At 43.9% G+C, this 21,061-nt stretch carries 17 protein-coding genes and 1 pseudogene; 6 read left to right on the top strand and 12 right to left on the bottom strand.

Annotated features, from left to right (window positions below):
- Positions 1-68 precede the first annotated feature (68 nt).
- From ACAM39_RS05795 to ACAM39_RS05805, 3 genes are all read right to left on the bottom strand, one after another.
- Positions 69-704: a phosphoadenosine phosphosulfate reductase domain-containing protein gene (locus tag ACAM39_RS05795; protein ID WP_159676330.1), complete on the bottom strand. Its 636-nt coding sequence runs from the start codon at positions 702-704 to the stop codon at positions 69-71.
- A gap of 219 nt (positions 705-923) precedes the next feature.
- Positions 924-1,499: a DUF934 domain-containing protein gene (locus ACAM39_RS05800; protein ID WP_369626962.1), complete on the bottom strand. Its 576-nt coding sequence runs from the start codon at positions 1,497-1,499 to the stop codon at positions 924-926.
- Between the two features lie 3 nt (positions 1,500-1,502).
- The gene (locus ACAM39_RS05805; RefSeq protein ID WP_369626963.1) at positions 1,503-3,212 is read right to left on the bottom strand and encodes a nitrite/sulfite reductase; all 1,710 of its coding nucleotides are present in this window, start codon (positions 3,210-3,212) and stop codon (positions 1,503-1,505) included.
- 267 nt (positions 3,213-3,479) lie between these two features.
- On the opposite strand from ACAM39_RS05805, the gene sat reads away from it, so the two are divergent.
- Positions 3,480-4,736 (top strand): sulfate adenylyltransferase, encoded by a 1,257-nt coding sequence (gene sat, locus ACAM39_RS05810; protein WP_312523665.1) that lies wholly within the window; start codon positions 3,480-3,482, stop codon positions 4,734-4,736.
- A gap of 208 nt (positions 4,737-4,944) precedes the next feature.
- Here the strand turns inward: sat and ACAM39_RS05815 are convergent.
- The 3 genes and pseudogenes from ACAM39_RS05815 to cysT all read right to left on the bottom strand — a co-directional run.
- Positions 4,945-5,655, bottom strand: a pseudogene (locus ACAM39_RS05815) (sulfate/molybdate ABC transporter ATP-binding protein); the annotation flags it as partial.
- A 40-nt stretch (positions 5,656-5,695) separates the two neighbouring features.
- On the bottom strand, positions 5,696-6,550 hold the full coding sequence (gene cysW, locus ACAM39_RS05820; protein WP_065263715.1) for a sulfate ABC transporter permease subunit CysW: 855 nt from the start codon (positions 6,548-6,550) through the stop codon (positions 5,696-5,698).
- Positions 6,547-7,458 (bottom strand): sulfate ABC transporter permease subunit CysT, encoded by a 912-nt coding sequence (gene cysT / locus ACAM39_RS05825; RefSeq protein WP_198001245.1) that lies wholly within the window; start codon positions 7,456-7,458, stop codon positions 6,547-6,549. The genes cysW and cysT overlap by 4 nt, the downstream gene beginning before the upstream one ends.
- A gap of 249 nt (positions 7,459-7,707) precedes the next feature.
- On the opposite strand from cysT, the gene ACAM39_RS05830 reads away from it, so the two are divergent.
- Complete coding sequence (locus tag ACAM39_RS05830; RefSeq protein WP_282841997.1) at positions 7,708-8,727, top strand: IS701 family transposase; 1,020 nt, start codon at positions 7,708-7,710, stop codon at positions 8,725-8,727.
- 179 nt (positions 8,728-8,906) lie between these two features.
- Here the strand turns inward: ACAM39_RS05830 and ACAM39_RS05835 are convergent, their stop codons facing one another.
- A complete protein-coding gene (locus tag ACAM39_RS05835) occupies positions 8,907-10,055 on the bottom strand; it encodes a sulfate ABC transporter substrate-binding protein (protein WP_369626964.1) in 1,149 nt (382 codons plus the stop codon).
- Between the two features lie 256 nt (positions 10,056-10,311).
- Here ACAM39_RS05835 and xseA point away from each other — a divergent pair, with 256 nt between their 5' ends.
- Together xseA and xseB are read left to right on the top strand one after the other, a co-directional pair.
- Positions 10,312-11,829, top strand: a complete 1,518-nt coding sequence (gene xseA / locus ACAM39_RS05840) for an exodeoxyribonuclease VII large subunit (protein WP_369626965.1) — start codon at positions 10,312-10,314, stop codon at positions 11,827-11,829.
- A gap of 23 nt (positions 11,830-11,852) precedes the next feature.
- A complete protein-coding gene (gene xseB, locus ACAM39_RS05845) occupies positions 11,853-12,047 on the top strand; it encodes an exodeoxyribonuclease VII small subunit (protein WP_309594699.1) in 195 nt (64 codons plus the stop codon).
- 71 nt (positions 12,048-12,118) lie between these two features.
- Here xseB and ACAM39_RS05850 read toward each other — a convergent pair whose 3' ends face one another.
- On the bottom strand, positions 12,119-14,167 hold the full coding sequence (locus tag ACAM39_RS05850; RefSeq protein WP_369626966.1) for a potassium transporter Kup: 2,049 nt from the start codon (positions 14,165-14,167) through the stop codon (positions 12,119-12,121).
- 496 nt (positions 14,168-14,663) lie between these two features.
- Between ACAM39_RS05850 and ACAM39_RS05855 the strand changes: the two genes are divergently transcribed.
- Entirely contained in the window at positions 14,664-15,221 is a 558-nt protein-coding gene (locus ACAM39_RS05855; RefSeq protein WP_248145646.1) for a TetR/AcrR family transcriptional regulator, read from the top strand.
- A 103-nt stretch (positions 15,222-15,324) separates the two neighbouring features.
- Here the strand turns inward: ACAM39_RS05855 and ACAM39_RS05860 are convergent, their stop codons facing one another.
- Complete coding sequence (locus ACAM39_RS05860) at positions 15,325-16,437, bottom strand: metallophosphoesterase (RefSeq protein WP_369626967.1); 1,113 nt, start codon at positions 16,435-16,437, stop codon at positions 15,325-15,327.
- Between the two features lie 257 nt (positions 16,438-16,694).
- Between ACAM39_RS05860 and mnmA the strand changes: the two genes are divergently transcribed.
- On the top strand, positions 16,695-17,870 hold the full coding sequence (mnmA, locus tag ACAM39_RS05865; RefSeq protein ID WP_369626968.1) for a tRNA 2-thiouridine(34) synthase MnmA: 1,176 nt from the start codon (positions 16,695-16,697) through the stop codon (positions 17,868-17,870).
- A 76-nt stretch (positions 17,871-17,946) separates the two neighbouring features.
- Here mnmA and ACAM39_RS05870 read toward each other — a convergent pair whose 3' ends face one another.
- From ACAM39_RS05870 to ACAM39_RS05880, 3 genes are all read right to left on the bottom strand, one after another.
- Complete coding sequence (locus tag ACAM39_RS05870; RefSeq protein WP_369626969.1) at positions 17,947-18,825, bottom strand: metal ABC transporter permease; 879 nt, start codon at positions 18,823-18,825, stop codon at positions 17,947-17,949.
- Positions 18,826-18,888: 63 nt separating this feature from the next.
- A complete protein-coding gene (locus ACAM39_RS05875) occupies positions 18,889-19,683 on the bottom strand; it encodes a metal ABC transporter ATP-binding protein (RefSeq protein ID WP_369626970.1) in 795 nt (264 codons plus the stop codon).
- Between the two features lie 177 nt (positions 19,684-19,860).
- Positions 19,861-21,036 carry a metal ABC transporter solute-binding protein, Zn/Mn family gene (locus ACAM39_RS05880; RefSeq protein ID WP_369626971.1) on the bottom strand — a complete coding sequence of 392 codons (1,176 nt, stop codon included), beginning with the start codon at positions 21,034-21,036 and terminating at the stop codon, positions 19,861-19,863.
- Between the last annotated feature and the right edge of the window lie 25 nt (positions 21,037-21,061).

Raw genomic sequence — 21,061 nt, forward strand, 5'->3', positions numbered from 1 at the left:
AGTGACAAGAACAATTAAGCTGAACCGAAGTTCAGCTTAACATTATCATACATACTGCCGATCAAAAATTATAATTGTGTATGTAGACCACATTCACGGTTTTCTTCAACTTTGGTCGGGTCAAAGTAGTCATGTTCATTTGGCAAATCATGCTCTTTTAAGTAAGCTTCTAAGTCATCTTCTGACCAATGGAACAATGGCGCTACTTTTAACACGCCGTCTTTGCTTTCTGACAATACGTCAAGCGATTGACGAAATTCCGTTTGGTCTTTACGAATCGCATTAATCCACACATCAGGGGCAATTTCTTTTAACGCACGTCCAAATGGCTCAAGTTTAACTTGCTCAGTGAATTTTGCGTGCGCTGGGTTATTCACACTAGGTACACCGTTGAACTCGACATCACGCCAAGCTGCGGTTTGTTGCGGCAAGTAGGTAATCACGTTTAAATTTAGACGTTTAATCAAATCTTGCGCATGGCGATAAGTCGCTTCAGTGTTGTAGCCAGAATCGACGAACAATACTTTGATATCAGGACGTTGTTTGGCAACCATCTCTAATAATACCACTTCGTAAGGGCGAAAGTTGGTAGTGATGATAGGATTACTACCTTGTGCCAGTGCCCAAGCAATGATTTCTTCTGCGGTTTTGCCATTTAATTCTGCGTTAGCTTTATCTAGGTCGATATTTAATTTATTGCTCATTGGATTTCCTAATGTTTTATGGTGAAAAATTGGGATACGCTATGCTAATCAATTATGCGCTGTTTAAAAAATGATTTTTAATGATATTATTATGAAAATTTAGAATTAACAAGTTGACTTGAAATGCAGAAACAAGAAGTTAGAAACGACACCGTAGCAACTTGCTAACATTAAAAAAGCGAACCCTTAGATTCGCTTAATCTTAGCATCATTCAACAATTAATTGGCAAAAATCGGTAATTGCGTCACACTGCGGCCTGTATAACGGTGTTTGATATCGACAAAATAATCAAACCAACCGGGGTTAAAATCACTGTCATCAATATCAAACTCACTAAACCCAACTTCGGTAAGTAGCTGCAAGGTATCTGGCAATATATCACCACTAGTGCGCAACACAATAGCGGGGTTATAACTGGGGTGTAGTTGGATTTTTTGCGCTAGGCTATAACCGCGTCCATCACGAAAACCATGAAAATCAATTACAATCACGGACAGTAGCGGCATCACTTTGGCAAAGTCCTGGTGCAAAAATTGATAATCACTGGCACCCGATAAAATAATACCCAGTTTTTTATCGCCCAATCGATGGGACAGCGCTACCAAATCATCCGCTTCTAACTGCGGTTTTGGCGGATTTTTTTCGCTAAATTCGACAGGGCGATAGTCCACCAAAATTTCAGTGATATCTGAGGCATACTGGGATGGATCGATATGCGCGATTTTTTGCTCATGAATACTCACGCTCACTGACTTTACATTATCAATCACTTGGCTTTGGTTAATGAGTGCCATGGCTTATCCCTCCACCGGCTGTTCTGATTTGTCACGATATACATACTCTTTAAATGGCTCAATGCCGATACGATCAACAACTTCGGCAAATGTTTCACTACCAAAATCGGTATCCGCCGCTTGGCGATATTTAAGATAGACTTGCAGGATATCATCCACTGTCGCCGCAACCGCATCGACAGGCACGGATTTCCCCAAAATATCGCCTAATTTGGCGTTTTGACCCGAGCTACCACCGAGCGAAATTTGGTACCAATGCTCGCCTTTTTTATCTACGCCCAAAATACCGATATCTGCGACATGGTGATGCGCACAGGCATTCATACAGCCTGACATATTTAGGCGAATTTCACCAATATCATGAACAAAATCTGCGTCTTGGAAATATTGGTTGACTTGGTTGACGATATTTAAGGTGCTAGCATTGGCCAATGAGCAATAGTCAAAGCCTGGACATGAGATAATATCCGTCAATAAGCCAATATTTGGGCGGGCAAGGTCGTATTGTTTGAGCACCTGATAGACCTCATATACTTCTTCAAGTTTGACGTCCGTGAGCACCAAGTTTTGATGATGGGTGCCGCGCACTTCACCAAAGCTGTATTTGTCCGCCAAATCAGCCACCACGCGCATTTGGGTAGCGGTGATATCGCCCGTGTCTTGCATAAAGTGTTTGAGTGAGATAATCACCACATGATAGCCTTTGACTTTATGCTCGCGGGTATTTTGGTTAAACCAACGTACAAACTCGCTATCTTCAAACTGGGCAGATAGTTTGTCTTGGCTAGCTTGTAATTGTTGTTGGCTGAATGTTTGGTACGCTGGCGGTGGAAAGTAGGTTTTGGCGTGTTCGATTTGCTCAGCTGTCAATGTTAACGCACCGTCTTTATTATGTTTTTCCCAATCTTCTTCCACGATTCGTGAAAACGCTTCGGCGCCCATACTTTCAACCAAAATCTTGATACGGGCTTTATATTTGTTGTCACGGCGACCGTATTGGTTGTAGATACGTAAGATGGCATCTAAATAAGAGAGTAAATGGCGTTCAGGTAAAAACGGACGAATCACTTTGCCAATCACAGGGGTGCGACCTAGACCACCGCCCACCATCACTTCAAAACCGATGTCGCCTGCGTCATTTTTGACCACATGCAAGCCAATGTCATGCAGCTGGGTCGCTGCACGGTCTGAGCGAGTACCGATGACCGCAATTTTAAATTTACGCGGTAAATAGGTAAATTCTGGGTGAAACGTTGACCATTGACGAATGATTTCACAATATGGGCGCGGATCGGCGATTTCATCAGCCGTCACACCGGCAAACTGGTCGGTGGTGGTATTGCGGATACAGTTGCCCGAGGTTTGAATCGCATGCATTTGTACCGATGCCAGTTCTGCCAAAATATCGGGCACTTCTTCTAATTTTGGCCAGTTAAATTGCATATTGGTACGGGTGGTAATATGACCATAGCCACGGTCGTATTTTTCGCTGATGTCGGCAAGTTTACGCAGTTGATACGTCGCAAGCAGACCATAAGGAATCGCCACGCGAAGCATCGGCGCATGACGCTGAATATATAGACCGTTCATCAGGCGTAATGGCAAGTATGCTTCTTCACTGAGCTCGCCAGCCAAAAAACGTCGGGTTTGGTCGCGAAACTGCTCGACCCGATCGTCTACCAATTGTTGGTCAATTGCGTTGTATTTATACATGCGGATTCCTATGTCACTAAGACAAATTCTAATTACAAATTAAATTTAAAACTTTTAGCTGTTGCAGCCATTTCAACTGGGTGAAATTTTAACCTGCCTATCATAAATGCCCAAGGGGTATTTAGTAAATTCCATTTTTACATAAATATATCGAGTTACTGCATTTATTATTGCGAACTGCAATATTCTATTATACGCTACCTTAATTTTTTTGAACCGTCTGTTTTTTTGACACGTTAATTTTGACCCGCTAATATAGGAAATCCGATGAGCCAAAGCGCCACTTCAACTCTCCATTCTCTAAGCCAACTAGTACCACCGCACGGTAGTGACACATTAAAAGAAAAATTACTTAAAGGCGATGCGCTAACCGCTGCCCAGCAAAAAGCCAAAAATCTCCCAAAAATCCAAATCAGCTCCCGTGAAGCCGGTGATTTGATTATGCTCGGTATTGGCGGCTTTACCCCGCTAGATGGTTTTATGAACCAAGCAGACTGGCAAAGCGTATGTGACAATATGCATTTAACCACCGGTGACAATGCGGGCGTGTTTTGGCCCATTCCTATTACCCTATCGACCGATACTGCCACCGCCGATACGCTAAACCCAGGCGATGACATTGCGCTTGAATATCAAGGCGAAATCATGGGAATTTTGACCTTAAGCGAAAAATACCGCATTGACAAAGCGCACGAATGCCAAACCGTCTTTGGCACCACAGAGCTTGAGCATCCAGGCGTTGCCATGGTAATGGCACAAGGTGATGTCAACCTAGCCGGCGATGTGGTGGTGTTGAGCGAAGGCGAATTTCCGAGCAAATATGGTGATATTTACCTCACCCCGGCACAAACCCGTGACATCTTTACTCAAAATGGCTGGAAAACCGTCGCTGCCTTCCAAACCCGCAACCCGATGCACCGCTCACATGAATACCTTGCCAAAATCGCCATTGAAATCTGTGATGGCGTACTCATTCATTCCTTGCTTGGCGCATTAAAACCTGGGGATATTCCGGCAGACGTACGCCAAGAAGCGATTGGTACATTAATCGACCATTATTTCCGTAAAGACACCGTCATCCAAGCAGGCTATCCACTGGATATGCGCTATGCAGGTCCGCGTGAAGCGTTATTACATGCCTTATTCCGTCAAAACTACGGCTGTAGCCATTTGATTGTCGGTCGTGATCATGCAGGCGTCGGTGATTACTATGGCGCATTTGATGCGCAGCATATTTTTGATACGCTCAAACCGAATGATTTAATCACCCAACCGTTAAAAATTGACTGGACATTCTGGTGTGACGCTTGTGACTCGATGGCATCGACCAAAACTTGCCCACACGATGCCAGCCATCATGTCAAAGTCTCAGGTACCAAATTGCGTAAAGCCTTATCGGAAGGTGAAGACGTGCCTGATAACTTCAGCCGTCCAGAAGTGTTAGCGGTACTTCGTAACTACTATGAAGGCTTAGAAGATCATCAAAAACATAAAGTGGAGCTAACAGGTCACTCTGCAAAATAATTATTGCGCAGTTTAACGCTTATCCCTCGATAAGATAATCCATCGATAAAAAGGGTATGTCATAATACCCTTTTTTTATTCAACCTTTAGCAAAAAAATTAGCAAAAAAAAGAAGCACGCGGCTTCTTCTTTTATTGCTTAACTAAGCTAAATTTAATTAAGGCTAAATTTAACTAAGCTAAATCACATATTCGACGTGCGAATCTTGCAGAAAATTGGCAACAAAATGATTCGAGGGATGATTGACTAGCGTCTCATAATCCCCAATTTGCACGATTTGACCTTGGTTCATCACCACAATTTCATCGGATAATTCTGCCGCTTCTTCTTGGTCATGGGTCACTAAAATACTGGTGACACCGAGCTCATGATGAATTGAGCGCAGCCAAGCACGTAATTCTTTACGCACCTTGGCATCGAGTGCGCCAAATGGCTCATCAAGTAACAACAGCTTTGGCTCTACCGCTAACGCACGCGCCAATGCGATACGCTGACGCTGACCGCCTGAGAGTTGATGCGGGTATTTTTTTGCGGTTTGGGATAGTTGCACCAGCTCCAGCAGATAATTGACCTTTTTGCTGATTTCCGCGTTGCTTAAGCGTTTATTTTTTGGCATGACGGTCAAGCCAAACGCCACGTTATCAAACACGGTCATATGGCGAAATAACGCGTAATGCTGGAACATAAAGCCGATATGACGCTGCTGCACAGGCACATCGGTTACATCTTCACCATCAAACAAAATACGTCCCGTATCGGCAAGCTCAAGCCCTGCGATGATGCGCAGTAAGGTAGTCTTACCACAGCCTGAAGGTCCCAAGAGTGAGGTTAATTTGCCCGTTGGTACGGTTAAATTAATCGGTTGTAGTGCAGTAAAGCGACCAAACTGTTTGGTGATATCACGGATTTCAATACTCATGGTATTCTCTTAACTTTTTACTTTTTAAATTGCAGCAATGTTATTCATCATTGCCAGACTGACGTTTAGTCAACGCCTGCTGCACGATTAAGGTAACGAGTGCCAACAACGCCAACAAACTCGACAACGCAAACGCCGCCGTCATGTTGTATTCATTGTAGGCAATCTCAACCAATAGCGGCATGGTATTGGTTTCACCGCGGATATGACCTGAGACCACACTCACCGCGCCAAACTCACCCATCGCCCGGGCATTGGTCAAAATAATACCGTATAGCAATGCCCATTTGATATTGGGCAGCGTCACCCGCCAAAACATTTGCCAGCCTGACGCACCGAGTGTTAATGCCGCTTGCTCTTCACTACTGCCTTGCGACTGCATCAGCGGAATCACTTCACGCGCCACGAATGGAAAAGTCACAAACATGGTGGCAAGCACGATACCGGGAATGGCAAAAATCACCTGAAAACCAAAGTATTCTAGCCAGCCGCCAAGCCAAGTATTGGCGCCCAGTAGTGCCACAAACATCAAGCCTGCGACCACGGGTGACACCGAAAATGGCAAATCTAGCAGCGTGGTGAGGAATTGTTTACCTTTAAAATCAAATCGGGTTAATAGCCAGGCTAATGCAATCCCAATCACCGTATTAATCGGCACCACAATCAGCGCCGTAATCAAGGTAAGCTTGATAGCCGATAATGCCTCGTGATCGGTCAAGGCAGCCACATACAACTGCCAGCCAGATTTTAATGCTTCATAAAACACCGATATCAGCGGAATCACTAGCATCAGCGTCATAAACGCCACCGCAATGCCAATTAACGTATAACGTAGCCATGTCGGCTCACGGGTTGCGGCTTGGGTTTGGTAAGGATATTGGCTACTATCTATCATACACTTGCCCCGCCCATACGTTTGGTAAATAGCCACTGCAAGGCATTAATGGCAAATAAAATCACAAACGAAATCATCAACATAAACAAAGCAACCGCGGCAGCCCCTTGCACATCAAAGCTTTCAAGCTTACCAATAATGATTAACGGTAAAATCTCAGATTTCATCGGTAAATTACCCGCAATAAAAATCACCGAGCCATACTCTCCCGTCGCCCGCGCAAACATCATGCCTGAGCCCATCAGCAAGGCAGGATACAACTCTGGCAAGATGACCCGTCTAAAAGTTGTCAGTCTCCCAGCGCCCAGCACCGATGCCGCCTCTTCATATTCTGGCGACAGCTCCGCAAGCACAGGTTGCACCGCACGCACAATAAACGGCAAACTTACCACAATCAGCGCCAACCAAATACCAATAGGGGTAAAAGCAATTTTAATGCCGAATGGCGCAAAAAACTGCCCGATTAACCCATTGGGTGCATATAACGTTGCTAGCGAAATACCCATTACTGCCGTTGGCAAGGCAAAAGGCAAATCCACCAGCGCATTTAAAATCGACTTTCCCCAAAACTCATAGCGCACCAACACCCATGCAATCAGCGTACCAAACACCAAATTGGTCAATGTCGCTAGCAATGACATTTTTAGCGACAGTTCAATCGCCGCCTTGACGCGCGGCTCGGCAATGGTTTTGATAAACCCTGCCACGCCAATATCGGCGGTCGTCATTACCATTGCCACAAATGGCAACAGCACGATAATCGACAACGCCAACACACTGATGCCCAAACTCAAATTAAAAAACGGCATGATATGGCGCTTTTTATTGCGTTTTAAGGGTGAATTGGGTGTTTTAGGCTGATTGTTTGATGTTAAATCGGCTTGATGGTTAGCATTGATGCTTGCCATGCAGGGCTTCCTTTACTAATAATCGGTAGGCAACGTCAGAATTTAAAATAATAAACATACAAAAATAGGACTTACGCAAAAAGCATAAAATTTTGCGAAAGCGGATAAAAATATAGTATAGTCAATCCTAAATTATAGTAAGCACCGTTTGCCCTGAGCTTGTCTAAGGGTAACGGTCGTTATGGTTCGACAGGCCTACCACGAACGACCCTGTTCGATATAATTCAGTTTTCACTATAGCATAAAGAGATGAAGAAAAAAGCTATCACCCGCCTAGACTACTGTCAATATTTACTGGTAAGCCAAACCAATTACACCCTTACCAACTACGCAGAACATCATCCTGAATCAATTAGTCATGACCGCATCAATCGATACCTACGTCATGACAAACTAAAACCCAAGCTCGTATGGGAAAAAGTCAAAGACGACATCGTATTAGACGACGATGGCTATCTTATCTTTGATGACAGCATACTCGATAAAAATCATAGTCACAAAATCGAATTGGTTAATCGCCAATACAGTGGCAACGCCCATCGCATTATTAAAGGCATCTGCATCGTTAACTGTATCTATGTCAATCCAAAGACCGAACAATACTGGCTCATTGATTACCGTATTTATGACAAAACCACCGATGGCAAAAGCAAACTTGACCATCTAAAAGACATGCTACAGCACAGTATTGAACACAAACAAATTAAATTCAAATATGTGCTCATGGATACATGGTATGCCACCAAAGACATTATGCTGTATATTGATAACTTACAAAAAATCTATTATTGTCCTTTAAAATCCAATCGCAAAGTCGATGATTCAAAAGGAGTAAACCCTTACAAAGCAGTCAACGAATTAACTTGGACTGACCAAGAGCAACAAAATGGCAAACTGATTAAAATACATGCCTTTCCTAAAGATTACAAAGTGCAACTGTTCCGAGTAGTGGTTAATGAAAACCGCACGGACTGGATTGTCACCAATGACACCAATCAGGATTCATCAGATGGCACACGATTGGTGTGTGCCATCCGCTGGAAGATTGAGCAGTTTCACCGAGAACTTAAACAACTCACTGGTATTGAAGCTAATCAGTGTCGTAAGGCTCGTATTCAGCGGAATCATATTTGTTGTTGTATGCTGGTTTGGCTGCAGTTAGCCAGACAAGCTAAACGGTTAAAACAATCTTTATATCAGGTTAAAAGGGGTTTACTCAGTGATTATTTGCGTGAGCAGTTACGCTCGCCTTCGGTCGTCTTTGCGTAAGCCCTAAAAAATAAAAATTCAAAAATAAAGATACAAAAAGCTCTGTACCTAAAATCTTAAGCACGGCTATAGTACCATCTCACTTGGATTTTCCAAACTATATTTATGCGCTTTAAATATTCTTAGCTAGAATAAAAAACCAGAGCCGAACTCTGGTTTTGTTAGATAAAAACAGCGAACTATTTTGCTGCAGGTGCCGATGCTATGGTGCTCGTCGGGCTGGCTAGTTGATCAAAGACACCCCCATCTTTGAAGTATTTGGTCATGATATCCGTCCAGCTACCAAATTCGGCATTCGGACTAAAGGTGGTAAGCGCGGGTAATTTATCTTGATTTTTAGCCAGTACCGCCGCGTCGCTTGGGCGCAGGTATAAATCTGCCGCCAATTGCTGGGCAGGCTCGCTCCATAAATAATCAAGATACGCTTTCGCTGCGTCGTTCGTGCCTTTTTTATCGGTCACTGATTTGACAATCGCCACAGGGTTTTCTGCTGATATGGTGTAGCTTGGATAGACAATTTGCACATCGCCTTTACCAAACTGTTTAACCGCGAGATTGGCTTCATTTTCAAAGGTGACTAACACATCGCCAATTTGACGTTGTAAGAACGTGGTCGTCGCCGCACGCCCACCATTTTCATACACCGGCACGTTTTTGAGCAACGCTTTGACAAAGTTTTTGGTTTTGCTTTCATCTTTATTAAAACTATGTAAGCCATAGCCATACGCGCCTAAGAAGGCATAACGCCCATTACCTGTGGTTTTTGGGTTGGCAAGTACGATTTGTACGCCTGGTTTTGCCAAATCAGACCAGTCTTTGATTTGTTTTGGGTTGTCTTTACGCACCAAAAACACGATGGCACTGGTATAAGGGACTGCTTGGTTTGGCAATTGGCTTTGCCAATCTTGCGCTACCAAGCCTTTTTTCACCAACAGCTCTACATCTGAGCCTTGGTTCATACTCACTACATCCGCTTGTAGACCGTTGGCAACCGCTAGCGCTTGTTTACTAGAGCCGCCATGCGATTGCTGGATATCAACGGTTTTGCCGCTGTTTTTGGCTTCGTATTCTTTGATAAACAGTGGATTGTAGCTTTTATAAAAGTCACGCGCGACGTCATAGGAGACATTGAGCAGTTTAATACCGCCTTTATCGCTCGCACCTGCATTTGATTGCGTAGCGGCTTGACCTGAAGCGGCTTGTTGGTCTTGCTGGGTAGGCGCACGTGAACAGCCCGCTAGGCTCACGCCTAATAACGCCAGACTCGATAGCACGGCTACGGTTTTGTATTGAACATTAGTTTTTTTTTGAAAATTAACAGTCATCATGGTCACCCCTCATCTCAATGTATAAAAATCAATCTATAAAAGTTTAAATTGATTCTATTTTATAAAAAATCATCGTCAAGCAAAAACAATATTATTCTTTATCCATATTCCACTTCTGAATATTACATCATAAAATATAATGTAATATTTAAAATCAAAAATTTAGCAACCTGAATCACACCTAAATCACAAATGTCACATTGTCAGCGTTATCATTTTCCCCTACAATTTTATTTTTAATTATCAAGAATCCGCCATGGCAAAAGCTTCCAAAACCGTTATCAAATCAATTGAAGCGCAGCTCGCACGACTGGATTTGCAAACCACCTCATTAAATCAGGCTGATGACGTATTTTTGGCGCTGCTTGACGATGATGAACATGACAATAAAGCAACGGCAAAGCGTGGCAGTGTTGATAACTTAAGTGTTGATAACTTAAACGATGATGACTTTAGCGAACAATTAGCCACTCAAGATCGCGATAGCCAACTGCAACAGGCATTAAGCGATACGGTATTGTCATTGACCGATTATCTATCCGCTGTGCAGTTGGTGATTAGTGAAACGTTTGCCCATACGGTTTGGGTGAAAGCTGAAATCCGTAGTCTGTCAGCCAAAGGCGGTCACTATTATTTTGAATTGGCGGATAAAGATATGGAGGGCAAAGTCACTGCCAGCTGCCGCGGCACGCTATGGCGTGGTCAAGCAGCCAAAATACTGTCAAAGTTTGAAAAAAACACTGGCATGAGCCTTGAGCGAGGATTGAATGTATTGCTCAAAGTCTCAGCCACGTTCCATGCCCAATATGGCTTTTCGCTAAACATCGTCGATATCGACCCCACCTACACATTGGGCGATTTGGCAAAGCAATACCAAATGATTTTAACCAGACTGCATGAAGAAGGGCTGATCGATCTCAATAAATCGCTCCCCATGCCGTTTGATATTGAGCATGTGCTCGTCATCGCCCCTGAAAAAGCTGCAGGGCTAGGCGATTTTCGCGCGGATGCCGATAGACTCGCCAGCACAGGGGCTTGTATTTTTCATTATGAGCATGCCACCTTTCAAGGCAATAACGCCCCTGAAGACATCCGCCAAGCCATCATTAAAGGCATGAAAAATCTGAGCAAGCAGCATATTACCGCAGATTTGATAGTGATTATCCGGGGTGGTGGCGCGGTGGGTGATTTGGCGTATCTCAATGATTACGAACTTGCCGCGCTGGTGGCGGAGCAGCCGATACCGGTATGGGTCGGCATTGGTCATGAGCGCGACCGTGTCATGCTAGATGAAGTTGCACATCAAAGTTTTGATACCCCATCCAAGGTTATCGCAGGCATTCGCAATCATTTGCTCACTATTACCCAGGGTGCCAAACAACATTTTTTGACCATTGAGCAAATTGCTAAGTCTAACATCTTACAGGCACGCCGTGATAGCGAACAACAATTTGCCAAGATACAATCAGCAGCGCAGCGACAATTATCTGCCGCTAAACTTGCCATGGACAACCAATTTGTACAGATTCGCCAACTTGCCTATCAGCAAATCACCACGGCTCGTCAATCGACCAATCAACTGCGTGAGATGACATTGTTACAGCATCCGTCAACTGTATTAACCCGTGGCTATGCGATTATCAGAACCTCGCATCCTGCATCAAGTACGGTGATGACTTCGATTGCCCAAGTTGAACCCAATTCAACCCTAACCATTGAACTACAAGATGGCTATCTACAAGCCACTGTCAATGCCAAACACCCAAAAAACTGACTTATCCATCAACAGGAATAACCATGACCGAGCCAACCGATTTTAAAAGCGCCTATGAGGTATTAAAAGTAAATGCACAACTCTTGCAAAATAGCCAAGAACCCAACATCGACGCGCTGATGACTATTGTAGCCGAGTCCATCGACGCCTATAAAGTATGCCAAGCGCGGATTGATGCCGTCGAAGCCTCGCTGAATCAAGCGTTTGAAACAGACTAAGTTTCAATCAAGCATAAAAGCAGAATAAAAAAGCCACTATCGAAGGATAATGGTCTTTTTATGTTGGGCATTTAAATTTCTACTTTGGCGCCCATTTCTACCACATTGTTGCTAGGGAGTTTTAGAAACTCAGCCGCGGTACCAGCATTACGGTGCATATGGGCAAACAATTTTTCACGCCATAATGCCATACCTTTGATGCTCTCAGATGCCACCACTGCCTCATGGGATAAGAAATAACTTACCTTGGCAGGGTCGAAATCAAAGTTAAATTGCTGAATGTGTTTGAGCGAGTCTGGGACATCAGGGTCATTTTTAAAGCCAAAATTGAGCACCACCTTCCAGCAATTGTGTCCCAAATAGGTCACTTCACTACGTTTGCTGAGACCCACCCAAGGGGTTTCTAAGGTATTAACGGTGACAAAGATATTGTACTCATGCAAGCATTTATTGTGCTTTAAGTTTTGTTTCAGCGCCACAGGTACGATATCGACTTCAGAGACCATAAACACGGCAATACCTTTGATTTTTTTGATATTTTCAAAAAGCACTTGGCAGCGCTGATTGATTAAGATTTTCTCTTGCAGTAACGCTTGCTGATTTTGCAGCTCTTGGATATTCTCAAGTGGCGCGTTTTCAATATCTTGGGTCAACTTTTCTAATTTGCCTTGCGTCGACTCCAAAGCTATTTGTAAGCGTTTATTGGTAAAACTACCAAACAAGTCATCCAAGAAATTTTTTAAGTTAATTTGTCTTGTGGTATGGGCAATTCTCACCAAGTTACGCCCATCTCGCCAAGTCATCATGAGCACAAACATGACGCCCCCTAACAACAATGGGAACCAACCGCCCTTGAGGAGCTTCAGCAGATTTGACGCCCAAAACAAGAAATCCACCACAAAAAACAATGAGGTCGCGGCAATACACAGTAGCAAAGGGTATTTCCACGCATAGCGAATCACAAAGAAGGTCAATATCGTGGTAATCAGCATATCCGTACAAACCGCAATACCATAAGCGGCCGCTAACGCACCCGATGATTTAAACATCACCACAGCAAACGCAATGGCGATAAACAAGCCCCAGTTAATCGCTGGGATATAGATCTGACCCACTTCTTTGACATTGGTATACACAATACGCATACGCGGTAAAAAGCCAAGTTGCACCGCTTGTTTGGTGATACTAAACGCCCCAGAAATCAGCGCTTGTGACGCAATCACTGTCGCTAAGGTTGCCATCACTACCATGGGGATACGCATGGCATCTGGAATCATCAAAAAGAAGGGATTGGATTTGCCATCAGGATTGGCGAGTAAAAATGCGCCTTGACCAAAATAATTGAGCAGCAAGGCAGGCATGACAATGGAAAACCAAGCGATACGAATCGGTTTTTTGCCAAAATGCCCCATATCGGCATACAAGGCTTCACCGCCTGTCACACACAGGACAACTGCCCCCAAAATGATAAAGGCGAGTGTTGGATTGGTCATCACAAACTGATAAGCATAGATGGGATTGATGGCTTGCAAGATTTCGACATTGTGCTGGATATGATAAACCCCAATGCCAGCAATCAACAAAAACCATAGCACCATCACAGGTCCAAACAGCTTGCCGATACCTTTGGTACCAAATTTTTGCACAAAAAACAGTATGAACAAAATGGTCAGCGTTGCAGGAATTACCACACTATGCAGCCGTGGCGATACCACTGTCAAACCTTCTACTGCCGATAGCACCGAGATGGATGGGGTAATCACCCCATCGCCATAAAACAAGCAGGTACCAAATATTCCCATGGTCATGATGATTGCGTGCAATTTTGGGCGATGTTTCACCGCGCTTGATGCCAAGGCGAGCATCGCAATCAGACCGCCTTCCCCTTTATTGTCGGCACGTAGCACCAACGAGATGTACTTGAGGCTGACGATGATGGTAATCGTCCATACAAATAATGACAGCACACCATAGATATTGGCAACGTTAAAGGCGACATGACCAGAATTAAAAACTTCTTTGACTGAATACAGTACACTGGTACCGATATCGCCATAAACGACCCCGATTGCCCCTAATGTCAGTGCAGGAACCGAGCTTTTAGCATGTGCTTTACTCATAAATTAACGACGCAATTTGATAAGATGGATTATTATAAGTCGAATTATAAAATTGCGGTTAAATTATATTTTGTAACCAAAGTTATCTATGTACTTGACGATAGTAACATTTTAGCAGGTTGAAATTAAACTGCGTTTGCTTTGCCTAGATATTACGTCTATTAGCAGAATATTTTCAACCCCAGTCAGCGTGGCTTCAGCCATTTTTTTGTGCTTATCGCAAACCTTGATTTACAAAATCTAAAAAATCCGACGGCAGGCAGACGGATTTATCATAGAAAATAGCTTGATTATGTCATTTATGCTGAATAGGTGGCAATATAAAACTATCGTAAACAGCCATCAAGCATCAAATAAAACATAAATGTTGCATAAGGATACAGTTAGGCAGATAATGTTGTTTATTATAAAAATTTTGTGCCAATCATGCGATTGCTAAAATTTAAAGGCTAAGACATAAAGCGTAAGATAAAGCGCGTAAGGATACTAATAAGCGATGAACCAAAATGATTTACGGGTCATTAAGACTGAACAACATATCGAGCAAGCTTTTCTGGCATTACTGCAGCAGAAACCTTACCGCGCCATCACTGTCCAAGATATTTTAGATACGGCAGCGATCAATCGCTCAACCTTTTATCGTCATTACGCCAGTAAAGAGGCGCTGGCAGAGAAAATGGTGAGTAATTTTCGCCAAGTGTATGAGAAGTTTTTAACTGAACGCTTTAGTGTCGCCAGTCAAGAGAATTTACTGATGTGTTTGGAACAATTTTGGGCGTTTATTCATGCGCAAAAACAACGCATACTGGCTTTTTGGCAAATCAAAACCCCCAACATTCATTTATATGATGACATGTATGCGTTAATCAAACAAAATTATATTGAGCATGCCAAGCGCCATGGACGCCCAGGCGACTTGGATTTTCAAGGGCATACGTATGCAGGGATTATATTAAATAATTTAAGTTACTGCCTGCAGCAAGACCAGCAAATGTCACTCGAGGATATTCGTAGCAATATACAACTGATGATGCAGACAGCGTCTATACAATAGTCTTTCATGGCAATAATCTGTCATCGCCATAATCTGCCATCATCATAATCCGCAGTAGCCTCAATGTGCTCATTAAAGATGAGTTAAAGCGCGCTTAAAAAATTTAGGATTTTTTACCGACCAAATCAATTACCCAAAGCTCCGCTTGCGAGCCTAGCCGAAACGGTACCCCCCAAAAACCATAGCCCGAGCTTACAATCACATCAGTATTGTTGATACGTTCATAGCCGTAACCCAAACGATTGATAAATTTGACAATAAAATTGGCAGGAAATATTTGCCCATTATGGGTATGTCCAGACACTTGCAAATCAATCGGTAATTGTACGTTTTGTTCAATCTCATTGGGCTCATGGTCAAGTAAAATTATCGGCTTCTCGGTAGTTGACGGCATTAAGTCCTTGGTCGCTTTACGATATGTGGCATGATTATCCAGTCGTCCTACCAACCAAAGCTGGTTATCAACCAACACTTTGTCATCTGCCAATAAGGTGATATTGGCTTTTTTGATCGCATCGCGAATCTCGCCTTCATGCCCATACATATCATGATTACCTAGCGTGGCATACGCGCCCATTGGCACTGCATTTGCTAGTTGCTGCAGTGCTGGCTGCATATTTTGCGAGGTATAATAGTCAACATTATCATCCATGATATCGCCAGGCATCAACAGTAGTTGCACGTTCTGTGCTTTTACCATCTCAGTTAATCGATTAATTTGCCGCTCACCGACCATTAGACCCAAATGCAAGTCTGAAACCATCCCAATGCGAATCGGTTTGGCAAGTGGCTGATTGGCAGTCAAGGTGATATGACGAATGGTGGGTGTATAAGCATTATAAATACCCATCAATACCATGCCAAAAAACACGAGCGGCAACAAAATGCGCTGTCCATAGATTTGATAACTCACGGAATTAAAAAATTGCGGGGCAACTTTCATCAACACCAAATTGATAATGCCCACCGCCGCCATCGACATGATGACAAACCACAAAATAGTCAGCCAAGTCATAGACAGCTTGAGCCCAAAGCTCGTCAAGCGTGCGATGCCAAATACCAATAACGCATTACTTATCACAAATAGACTAATCATCAAATAGCGAGAAGACCGCTCGGACAACCAAGACCCTGCCCACCACTGCAGCCCCCGCCCCGCCCCATAAGTAAACAATTCAAACAACAATACAATGACGGTCAGAAATATCCAACGCATACCACCCCCAAATTTTTTATCAGTAAAGGTTATATAGAGAATATTTCTGAATTTACAATGTCGCTTTATCTATTAAAGCCAATCAGTGAATTTGAAAAAATCAATCAATATAATTTGCGCATTAAAAAACCCAACTTACGAGAATAAGTTGAGTTTTTTCGATATCGGCTCATCCGATGACGGTATTGTGGCAGGTTTATTGATTTTTAACAAGCAATAAATTTGCTATAATAACCCTTTTGGCACTTTTAAACATTATGACTTATTCAACTGCTGTTAATTTATCTGATATTGCCAAGCCTGCCCAAACCCGCGTCATTGTGGGAATGTCAGGGGGCGTTGATTCTTCTGTCACCGCCGTTTTGCTCAAACAAGCGGGCTTTGATGTTGAAGGCTTGTTTATGAAAAACTGGGAAGAAGATGACGGTACTGAGTATTGTACCGCCATGGCTGACCTTGCCGATGCGCAAGCGGTGGCGGATAAAATCGGCATTAAACTGCATACCGCCAACTTTGCCATGGAATATTGGGATCGCGTATTTGAGCATTTTTTGGCGGAATATAGCGCCGGTCGCACCCCAAATCCTGATATTTTATGCAACAAAGAAGTCAAGTTTAAAGCCTTTTTGGATTATGCGCTAACCTTGGGGGCGGATTATATTGCCACCGGTCACTATGCGCGCCGCGGTTTTAGTGATGAAACTGGCAAAGCGCCACTACTGCGCGGACTTGATAACAATAAAGACCAAAGCTATTTTCTACACGCGGTGGCAGGCGATAAAATCGCCAAAACCTTGTTCCCTGTGGGTGAGTTAGAAAAACCTGAAGTACGCCGTATTGCCGAGCAATACGATTTAGCAACTGCGAAGAAAAAAGACTCTACGGGCATTTGCTTTATCGGCGAGCGACGCTTTAAAGACTTTTTACAGCAGTATCTGCCCGCTCAAAAAGGCGATATCTATACCGATGATGGCAAAAAAATCGGCACCCATGATGGCTTAATGTATTACACACTTGGTCAACGTGGCGGTATTGGTATTGGTGGGGTCAAAGATAGAGATGAGGCGCCTTGGTTTGTGTTACACAAAGACTTGGATAATAATCGCCTGATTGTCGGTCAAGGGCATGACCATCCGATGTTACAATCCACCGAATTGACCGCTTATAAGCTTGACTGGGTGGTTGATGCACCCACCCAACTATTTACCGCCCAAGGTTATCGCTGTACCGCCAAAACGCGCTATCGTCAGCCCGATCAAGCTTGTACAGTTTTTGCCCTTGATGAAACGGGTGACACCATAAAGGTGGTTTTTGACGAGCCACAGCGTGCGGTGACACCGGGTCAGTCTTGTGTATTTTATGACGGTGATATTTGTCTAGGCGGTGGCGTGATTCAAACCATCGATGCCCCTACTAGCCTGGCTGAAGTTTAAAGTTTAAACTTTAATACACACTAAGATACAAACAGCGCAAATTGATACCATTTGCGCTTTTTTTATACCCTGTTGATTAAGAAAAGTTTGCAGCTAAGCGTTTGTTCCACCCTGCTTTTTTTCGTAGGTAGCCAATTCCCCAGCAGCTTAAATAAATCACAAATGAAATGGTAGTGATATAAGGTGAAATCGGCAGTCCAGGTCCTAACGATAGTAATATCCCGCCGACCCCAGCGATGATGGCAAACAGCATGGACAACAAATAGACATAGATGGGTCTAGCTGTCACTTGACTCGCCGCTGCGGCAGGCGTGATGAGTAATGATAATAGCAGCAATGCACCGACAAACTGCACACTCACCGCCACCACAAGACTCAGTGCAAACATAAACAGCAAGGATAAAAATGTTAAATTCAAATGCTGCGCTTGGGCAACTTGCGGATCAACTGCGGCAAATAACATGCGCTGACCAAATATGGCAATGATTGACAGTACAATCACCGCAACCACTAACATCGACTGTAATTCAGCGGGCGTGATTGCAACAATTTGCCCGGTTAATAAGCCAAATTTATTGGAGGAGCGACCTTGATACAAGGATAAAAATAATACCCCCAGCCCAAGCCCGAATGGCAACAAAATACCCACCACTGAGTTGCGGTTTTTGCTATCAATCCCCATGACCCCCAGCACCATGCCAGCCGTCACCGCCCCAATGACCGCACCTAGCGTCACTGAAGACCCTAACCATAAGGCACACGCCGCCCCTGCAAACGACAGCTCTGCTGTCCCATGCACGGCAAACGCCATATCCCGTGCCTGTACCATCGGTCCAATGAATCCCGCCATCACACCCAACAATACCGCGGCCACGATGGACGTTGATACCAAGGGCAACAGCTCAGCAAAGTTATCAAAATTAATGATGGTATGTAGCCAAGTCGTGAGCAGCATGTAAATTCCAAAAGTTAAAAAACCATCGAATGTGATGACTTGTTTTTGATTGAAGCAAATAAATTAGCGAAATCGATTGATTAAGTCGACACCACCGAGGTTGGCAGTCGAATTTTCAAGGCGCAGTACTTTATCTACCAAAGGTATAATCGGCTCGAGTTCATGGCTAATCATCAAAATCGCGGTATGATGCGCCTGTTTGCGATGGGCTAAAATATCACTGACCACATACTGGCTTGCCACATCAAGACTCAGTAGCGGCTCATCCATCAACAAAACATCAGGCTCAGCGACCAAGGCTTGGGCGATACGCATGCGCTGCTGCTCACCACCCGAGAGCATGGTAAGCGGCGCATCACAAAATGACTCACCGCCAACTTCCGCAATGGCTTTATCCACCAAATATTTTTTTTGTTTTGCTGTCTGCCAAAAACTGCCCAAGGTTTTTTTGGGGCTAAATAGACCAAACAAATAATTTTCCCCATCTAGCCCTAGCTGCACCAAGTCCCTACCCCGAATCGGTAGTTTTGGCGCAAAGTCTTTGAGCTGAGGCACATAGCCCACTCGAATATCTTTGCCAAGCGTGATTGAACCACTTGATAGTGGCACAAGTTTGAGTAAACTTCGCAGCAATGTCGTCTTGCCTGTACCGTTAGCGCCGAGCAATGCCACAAATTCACCGGATAAAATCGAAAAATTGACATCCTGCCATAGCAGACGTTGCCCAAAGTGCATACTGGCATCTTTGACTTGCAAAATGATTTGCTGTGACTGTGGCAGTTTGACAAACGATTGGCAATGAATAGCCTGCGCAAACTGCCGCTCGCTATTGGCTATTTTGGTGGTTGACATGGGCATGGTGGCTACTTCTTCATCCTAACGGCAACATGCTAAAGGCAAGGATGGTTGATTGGCAATATGACATTGCAAAAAATTAAGCATTATAAGGGATAACCAGTCAATACTATACCAATTAACGCAAATTTTTCCCCAAATGCGTTAATTGGTAATCTAAAATTTTTAGGCTGCTTAAAATTAGCGCGTCGCGACCGCAAAATCATCCAGGGTTTTTTCAATAAATTGCGTATAGCTTGTCACGCCATCGGGAAAGGTTTCATAGACCGCCACAACTGGGACTGTTGATGCCTTCGCCAATGTGATTAGTTGCTTTGAGGTAGCATCCTCGGTCTGGGCATTGACCACCAACAAGCCGACTTGTTTATTGCTCAGCAGGCTTTTGCTGTCATTGAGCACTTTGACCGACACCCCTGCATCCGTCTCTGATTGCACGACATAGGCTTTTGGCGTCACATCCTTGATGCCCATATCGGCTAGCAAATAACCAATGACGGGCTCAGTAGCAAAGGCAGTGATGGCTTTTCGCTGTCCGATTTGTTGGGCTTTGACTTTAAGCGCATCAATTTGCTGGATGAATTGCTGGGTATTTTTCGCATAAATTGCTTGATTGGCAGGCGATGTTGCAGCCAATTGCTTGTTGACCGCTTCAGCCACTTTTTTTGCTGTATCGAGGGAGAAAAACACGTGCTCATTGAAGTCACCGTGCGAGTGACTATGTACTTCGCTATGCCCTTCACTGGGCACGTGAGGATGATCTGATGGCTGCGGATCAGCGGTTTTTATTTCGTGTTGAGTGTCGTGTTGGTGTTGTTCACTGGCAGGCTCATCTGCCGCATTGTCCGTGTTAGGCGACAGCCCTGAAAGTGCGACGGCATTAATCAGCACAGGTTTATGACTTACCGACTCAGCTAAGCTTATACCCCAATCATCATATCCGCCACCGTTGACCAGCATGACAGCAGATTTAGTGACATTAAGCTTGTCGGTCGCTGTGGCTTGATAATCATGCGGATCTTGTGATAAATCATCGACCCCCACAATCACATTGACTTTATCACCCCCGACCGCTTTAGCCACCGAACCCCACACATTGGTGGTGGCATACACGGTGGGTAATTGGCTATCAATAACGGTGTTTGATGAGACTGTTGTAGCTGAGCTATTTGATGGGGATTGATTTGAGGCTGATTGCTTTGAGGTTGATGGATTGTCAGTTTGTTTTTGGCAGCCTGTTAATCCCCCCAATAGGCTCAGCGTCAATGTCACCCCTGCAATCGTGGGGGTTTTTAGTAGCCTTAGTAGCAAAAAAGGTCGGCTAAAAAAAGCATATTTGTTAATCAATGCGTTTATCATGCTGGGTCGCCAAATTAAGTATTGA

This window comes from Moraxella sp. K02 (genome assembly GCF_041154755.1).
Classification (GTDB): domain Bacteria; phylum Pseudomonadota; class Gammaproteobacteria; order Pseudomonadales; family Moraxellaceae; genus Faucicola.